General features: G+C 59.3%; 6 protein-coding genes. 3 read left to right on the top strand and 3 right to left on the bottom strand.

The genetic code is table 11. From position 1 onward, the window contains the following. Positions 1 to 138 precede the first annotated feature (138 nt). Positions 139 to 963 (bottom strand): IS21-like element helper ATPase IstB, encoded by an 825-nt coding sequence (istB, locus tag AB7F49_RS37240; RefSeq protein ID WP_428532361.1) that lies wholly within the window; start codon positions 961 to 963, stop codon positions 139 to 141. Next, positions 960 to 2,492, bottom strand: a complete 1,533-nt coding sequence (gene istA / locus AB7F49_RS37235; protein WP_428532358.1) for an IS21 family transposase — start codon at positions 2,490 to 2,492, stop codon at positions 960 to 962. Before istA ends, istB begins: the two co-directional genes overlap by 4 nt. A 575-nt stretch (positions 2,493 to 3,067) precedes the next feature. Here istA and AB7F49_RS37230 point away from each other — a divergent pair. From AB7F49_RS37230 to dcd, 3 genes are read left to right on the top strand one after another with little or no spacing between them, the layout of a single operon-like run. Further along, entirely contained in the window at positions 3,068 to 3,493 is a 426-nt protein-coding gene (locus AB7F49_RS37230) for a hypothetical protein (protein WP_428532355.1), read from the top strand. Continuing rightward, positions 3,490 to 4,725 carry a hypothetical protein gene (locus AB7F49_RS37225; protein WP_428532352.1) on the top strand — a complete coding sequence of 412 codons (1,236 nt, stop codon included), beginning with the start codon at positions 3,490 to 3,492 and terminating at the stop codon, positions 4,723 to 4,725. Before AB7F49_RS37230 ends, AB7F49_RS37225 begins: the two co-directional genes overlap by 4 nt. Beyond that, positions 4,709 to 5,317 (top strand): dCTP deaminase, encoded by a 609-nt coding sequence (dcd, locus tag AB7F49_RS37220; RefSeq protein WP_428532349.1) that lies wholly within the window; start codon positions 4,709 to 4,711, stop codon positions 5,315 to 5,317. The genes AB7F49_RS37225 and dcd overlap by 17 nt, the downstream gene beginning before the upstream one ends. 85 nt (positions 5,318 to 5,402) lie before the next feature. Here dcd and AB7F49_RS37215 read toward each other — a convergent pair. After that, positions 5,403 to 6,171 (bottom strand): tyrosine-type recombinase/integrase (locus AB7F49_RS37215; RefSeq protein ID WP_428532346.1); only part of this gene is annotated, 769 nt, incomplete at its 5' end.

The raw sequence follows: 6,171 nt of genomic DNA, 5'->3' as shown, positions 1-6,171 counted from the left end.
TATGGCGCGACGATCTGGATGAGAACCGCGTCAATCAGGATGAGAAGCGGCGGTCGGGTGGAGAGATGATTGTCGCGGTCTGCGGGATTGGCAAGGTTTGATTGACGCGGAGCGACAATGAGGTAGCGTCGCCGAGCGTCAATCAGGAGCTTTTTCCAGCTCCTTCGGCGTCGTGTGCGCTGGCGGCCGGCCGCGTCCGCGTTTCCGGTCGAGCGCGGCCTTTCGGCGGTAGCTCTCGACGTTCATCTCCAGGATCGTGGCGTGATGGACGAGTCGATCGATGGCTGCCAGCGTCATGGCTTGATCGGGGAAGATGCGGCCCCATTCGCCGAACGGCTGGTTGGCCGTGATGAGCATCGATCGCCGCTCGTAGCGCGCCGCGATCAGTTCGAACAGCACGCTGGTCTCGGCTTGATCCTTCGACACGTAGGCGATGTCGTCGAGGATCAGGAGATCGTAGCGGTCGAGCTTGGCCAGTGCCGCCTCCAGCGCCAGCTCGCGCCGGGCCACCTGCAATCGCTGCACGAGATCGGTGGTGCGCTGGAACAGGACGCGCCAGCCGCTCTCCACGAGTGCGAGCCCGATCGCAGCCGACAGATGGCTTTTCCCCCCGCCGGGCGGGCCGAACAACAGCAGATTGGCGCCGTTCTTCAGCCACGCGTCGCCGGAGGCGAGCGCCATCACCTGGGCTTTCGACACCATCGGCACGCTGTCGAAGTCGAAGGTGGCGAGCGTCTTGCCGGCTGGCAGCCTCGCCTCCGTCATGTGCCGTTCGATGCGCCGCCGCGTGCGGTCGGCTGCCTCGTGCTCGGCGAGTGCGGCCAGGAAGCGGGCCGCCGGCCAGCCTTCCTTGTCGGACTGCGCCGCGAGCTTCGGCCAGATCGCCTTGACGCCGGGCAGTCGCAGCTCGGCGAGCAACAGCTCGACGCGGGCCGTATCGATGGAGTTGGCTGTGGTGGTCATGCCGCGATCTCCTCATTGGAGTTCGCCGCAATGATCTCGATCGCAGCCAGCTCGTCGTAGACGCCGAGCGGCGCCAGCTCGACGGCGACGCTCGGGATCGTGGCCTCCTCGGGCCTGAAGCGAGCGCGCAGCGCGGCCAGGTCGGGCAGGCGTCCGGCATCGAGATCGGCGCCGATCACATGGGCAAGCTCAGCCTCGCACGCGCGCTCGTGCGCCAACGCCAGAAGCTCGACCGTCACCTTGCAGGCATGTCGGTCGTCGCCTCGTTCTGTCATGGCCTCGAACGCACGCTTGTACTCGGGCCGCGGAAAGAGCCGATCGCGATAGACGAGACAGCGCAGCGCCATCGGCTTGCGGCGGAGTGCATGTATGACGTGCCGGTAATCGACGACATGGCCGCCCTTCGTATCCGACACCGGCCGGCCGCGCGGCAGTACCACAACCTGCGTCGCGCCGAGAAAGCATTCGAGCCGGTCGTCGAAGATGCGCACGCGCAGGCGATGCCCGATCAGTCGCGACGGCACCGTGTAGAATACGCGCCGCAGGATGAAGCCGCCCGAGGAGGTGACCGGGATCACCTTCTCCTCGAAATCGGCCGTGCGCCGCGGCGGCAGCTTGCCGAGCGTGCCCCGCTCCAGCTCGATGCGCTTTCGGCTGTTGGCGTTGCGGCGCCCGACGATCTCGTCGACGAAGCCGCGATAGGCGTCGAGGCCGGCGAAGTCGCGCGTGCCACGCAAGAGGAGCGCATCCTCCAGCGCCTGCTTCAGGTGGCCGTGCGCACTTTCGATCGCACCGTTCTCGTGCGCGATGCCGGCATTGTTGCGCGACGGGGCCATGCCGTAGTGGCGCATCAGCGCGGCATAGCGTGCGGTGAGGTCCTCCTGGGCGTTGGCGTCGAGGTTGCGGAACGCCGCCGATAGACTGTCGCTGCGATGCTCCTTCGGCACGCCGCCGAGCGCCCACAGCGCGTTCTGCAGACCCTCCGCCAGCGCCACGAAGCTCTCGCCACCGAGCACGACGTGAGCGTGCTCGAAGCCCGAGAATGCGAGTCGGAAATGGTACAGACGGTGATCGAACGGCTGGCCCGCGATCGTGATGCCGAGAGCGCTCGTATCGGTGAAGTCGGACAGCCCCTGCCGTCCGGGCTCGTGCTCCTGTCGGAAGATCACGTCCTGCTCGGGGCCTTCGAGCGCGCGCCACGCCCGGATACGTCGCTCCAGGGTGCGGCGGATGTTGGGGTTGAGCTCGGGATGCCGTCGGCGCAGCTCGGCCAGAACGCCGATGGCGCGGATACCGGGCGCCGCTTCCAGGATCGGCACGATCTCGCCCTCCCAGTACGGCGCCAGGGGATCGGGGCGGCGCCGGTCGCGTGGTGCCGCCTTCTGCGACGGCAACCTTGGATCAGCCTCGATCCGGTATGCGCTCGCGGTCGAGAACCCGGCCTTGGCCGCGGCGGCCTCGGGCGAGAGCGTCTGTCGGTAACTCATGTACAGCCTCATCTGGTGGTCGTTGATGTGGAGGCCGGGCAAGTGATCGATCCCCCTCGTTGCCGAGACGAATCAACAGCTTGGCACCGGCCCTCCCGACCGCCAGACGGGCCTGAAAGGCGCGCCGCCGGTGGGGGCAGGACTACGGTCGGGCTACGCCCTCCCTTCGTCCCGCCCCCACCGGCAAGTTCTCATCCTGATTGACGCTGACTTCTCACCTTGATTGTCGCCGCGCATGCGTCGTCACTTCGGCGCAATGATGGCGGAGTAGTAGTTCTGATAGCTTAGTGGACTAGCAAGGGAGAGGGTGGCACGGTAGATGGGGGCCTCCATGGCCTCGTCGCTTCAGCCAAGCGGTCAAGGAACCCGATGCCAAATTTTGAGATGGCGCGCGCACGAACAACATCTCCACAGGCGTGGTGTTCCCAAGCGAAGCGCGGGAGCCTCGGTACGACTTACGAACATGTTGATTCGGAAGACGAAAGGAGATACGTTCTCTCTGTGTTCCAGAGGCGAGTCGAGTTGATCTGTCAACAAGTCTCGAGAGCGTGTGCCTCGACGACGAAGGGCGAGTCGAATAGTCGTCAGCGCGAGCGGAACCTAACGGAGGGGAGAAGATGAGCCAGCTGGGATCCTCGAGAAGTATTCGCGATTTGGCGCTTGGTGCGGCGATTGAGATCGAGCACCTTCAAGCAGGAAGGGAGGCTGAGCTGCCTTGTCTGAGGGAGCTTGTTGATGTCCTCAAAGCATCGGTGCCAAAAGACAGTCCACAGCAGGTTGGGCCTCTCAAGCTGTTCCCTGCATACAGACGGGCACTCGCAGCAACCACTCAGTCAGCCCTCAATTCAAGAGTAGATATCTCCCGCCAGTTCAAGGAGACGCTTTCCCATGCGGAACAGTTGCTGGAAGGGCAGAACGTACTTCATTTGTCAGAGCTAAGAGCGTTCTGCATAGAATTGCACAGTGCGTTGCTCGTGTACGCTTCGGAAGATTTGGTGAGCGCACCGATTGAAGAGCGCCGGCTTGAGCGGTCATATGGATGAGAGAGCAGATCAATTCAACCAAGGTAAAGATTGAGAGGCTGACAAATCAGCTTAGCGCTACTGAAGAATTAGCGTTCCCGTATGCTGATTCAAAGCTGGCGATCCAGCAATTACGCAACAAGTTGGGGGACGCTAATCAACGGTTGCGCCAGATTGACGGCATGTCCGCTGATTTGCAGAAGAGCGCTCTTCGCGACGTAAACATTACACTGGTTAGAGTTTCGAAGCTTGCTGGAATAATATCTCGGGCAGCAAACATTCGTAATCCATTCGAATTCTATCGGCCGCTGATCCTATTGTGCCGGACACTCGTCGATAAAGACGTGCGATTGATACTCTCTGCTGAATACGACTATATCCCGTTCACTTACCCACTCAGTTCCTCCGAGCTGCCGAATTTTATAATTATTGGGTTACCAGTTTCCGAGGCAGAGAATGTGCTCATTTTTCCACTTGCAGGTCATGAGCTCGGTCACAGTGTCTGGAGGCGATTCGAGATAGATCGATACTTCGAGCGGGACATCGAGAAACATGTATACCAAGCGTTGGAAGATCATAGGCAAGAGCTTTCAGAGCGTTTCCCAGAAGTAAAGACATTAAAACCCGGACAATCATTGGATGAAAGCCCGCAGGCAAATACCGTCGCTGCGGAGTGTGCTCAATTTGTGTCTGTTCAGATTGAGGAGATTTTTGCAGATCTCTTTGCACTGCTTCTCTTCCGAGAGAGCTACCTGCATGCTTTCAGATATCTTGTCGCGCCGACAGTTTCCCAGCGTCGGTACAGCGAGTACCCGCCAACGAAGGAGCGTGCAACGCTGCTCGCACACTATGCGGAGCGGGCGAACATCAGTATTGGCGTTGAATTTGTCGGAGCGTTCGTTGACGAAGCGGAGGCTTGGGATTCAACTGGAAAGTTTCTCAACAAGATCGTTGACAGGGCCGCTGAAAAACTCCGCGACTCGATGTTCTCAGTCGCTGAAAGTCGATTGCGCGACTTATCTCAACCAGCCTCAGATGGTGGGCGGGACAACGTAAAGAAGTATTTTGAGTTGGGCATACCGTTCGACAAGCCGACTAGCCTTGGTGACTTAGTGAATGCCGCTTGGGCCATCGTGAGATCCAATGCAGATTTTGAAAAGCTGGGTGGCCTTCATCATGGGCTGTCTGATCTGGTGCTGAAATCTGCGGAGTTGGGAGAGTTTTCGGAGCTTTTTGATGCTAAGCAGGAATGATATCAAGAAACAAATCGAATTGGCGCAGAGTGACCCAGGCAAAGGAATATCGGTTACGCCTAGCCCGCTTTACGGGTCGGAAGGGCAAATCGGCGACGCCTCACTGGATGTGAGGCTCGGTCGATGGTTTATGGTGGTGCTGCAGACGAAAACTAGCGAGATTGACCTCAGCCAATCGCAGGATGCGACAACGTTTGAGGCTAAGGAAAGCAGAAGCCATTACATACCCTTTGGGGAGAAATTTATTCTGCATCCAGGGCGTTTCGTGCTTGCCTCGACGCTCGAATGGGTCAGATTTCCAGCGAACATCGGCGGTTATATCTTAGGCAAATCAACATTTGGGCGAAGAGGGTTGGTGGTGGAAACTGCAGCTGGGATTCATCCTGGATTCTCTGGTTGCCTTACTCTTGAGTTATTCAACTGCGGTGAAGTGCCTATAGGAATCGTGCCGGGAATGCGGGTTGCCCAGATATTCTTTCACTATGTGCATGGCGATGGTGAACCAAAGGGGTCAACGTACAGTGGGCGCCGCAAGCCTACGATTGGTAATTACGAGCCAGAAGCATTCGTCGCTCGTGCTCGACAAATGTGAGCCAACTATTTTCTGCGGCAAAGCCATTGGTGATCCGGAGCGAACGACAATGAGCAGTTGATTAGTTGGTCAAATTCTCACTAAGTCATTTTGATGTGCGGTGAATTATGGCGGCGAGATGTTTCTCGTAGAGTGCGAGTGCGTCTCGCATCTCGGGAAGGCGGTCGTGCCGATCGTAGATGCGTTGGATCTGTGAGCGGGAGCCGCTGATGTGATTGAGGATCGTCTCGGTCACGTCGATTGGCACGCCAAGCCGGCGCATCGTTGAGGAGACGTACCGTCGGAAATCATGCAGGACGAAATCTTGGACACCGCAGAGCGCATCGAGTCTGCGTTTGTTCTTGCCCCATGCGCAGAACGGGTTGCCGTTCGAGGTGGGGAAGAGGTAGTCCGAAGAACCGCGCGGGATGAGCCGAAGATTTTTGCCGATGAGATTGGGCAGGTTGTGCTCGCGGCCGTTCTTAGTGATCTCCTTCGGGATGGTGATGAGCTCTGTCGTGATCCAACTCCATTTGAGCGCACCGACTTCGCCGCGACGCAGCCCGGTGTGAATGCAAATGAGAACGATGAAGCCGAAGGGGTACCCGAGGTCGGCGGCGGCGCTGTAGATTTTCCCGAGCTCGTCGTCGGTAAGCAGGCGATCGCGGTCGTTGACTCTGCCCGGCGTCGGCAAGTTGTCGACTGGCGACTTGGTGATGAGCTGACGCTGCACTGCCCACTTGAAGAACGTTTTCAATGCCTTGTGCGTGTGCATCTGCTCAGACGGAAAACGCGCCAGGCCGTCGGTGATGGCGAGGACGTGCGCCGTCGTGAACTTATCAAGCGCTCGGTCAGCATGCTTCGAGAGTAGGTGG

This window comes from Pseudorhodoplanes sp., from assembly GCF_050250235.1.
In the GTDB taxonomy this organism is placed as follows: domain Bacteria; phylum Pseudomonadota; class Alphaproteobacteria; order Rhizobiales; family Xanthobacteraceae; genus Pseudorhodoplanes.
The sequence above is the reverse complement of the archived record's forward strand: the minus strand, read 5'-3'. Positions and strand labels throughout refer to the sequence as shown.

What these genes read in the sequence shown, in the direction of transcription:
- istB (WP_428532361.1), bottom strand. Translation starts at nt 963, where the DNA reads ATGACCACCACAGCCAACTCCATCGATACGGCCCGCGTCGAGCTGTTG.
- AB7F49_RS37230 (WP_428532355.1), top strand. Translation starts at nt 3,068, where the DNA reads ATGAGCCAGCTGGGATCCTCGAGAAGTATTCGCGATTTGGCGCTTGGT.
- AB7F49_RS37225 (WP_428532352.1), top strand. Translation starts at nt 3,490, where the DNA reads ATGAGAGAGCAGATCAATTCAACCAAGGTAAAGATTGAGAGGCTGACA.
- dcd (WP_428532349.1), top strand. Translation starts at nt 4,709, where the DNA reads ATGCTAAGCAGGAATGATATCAAGAAACAAATCGAATTGGCGCAGAGT.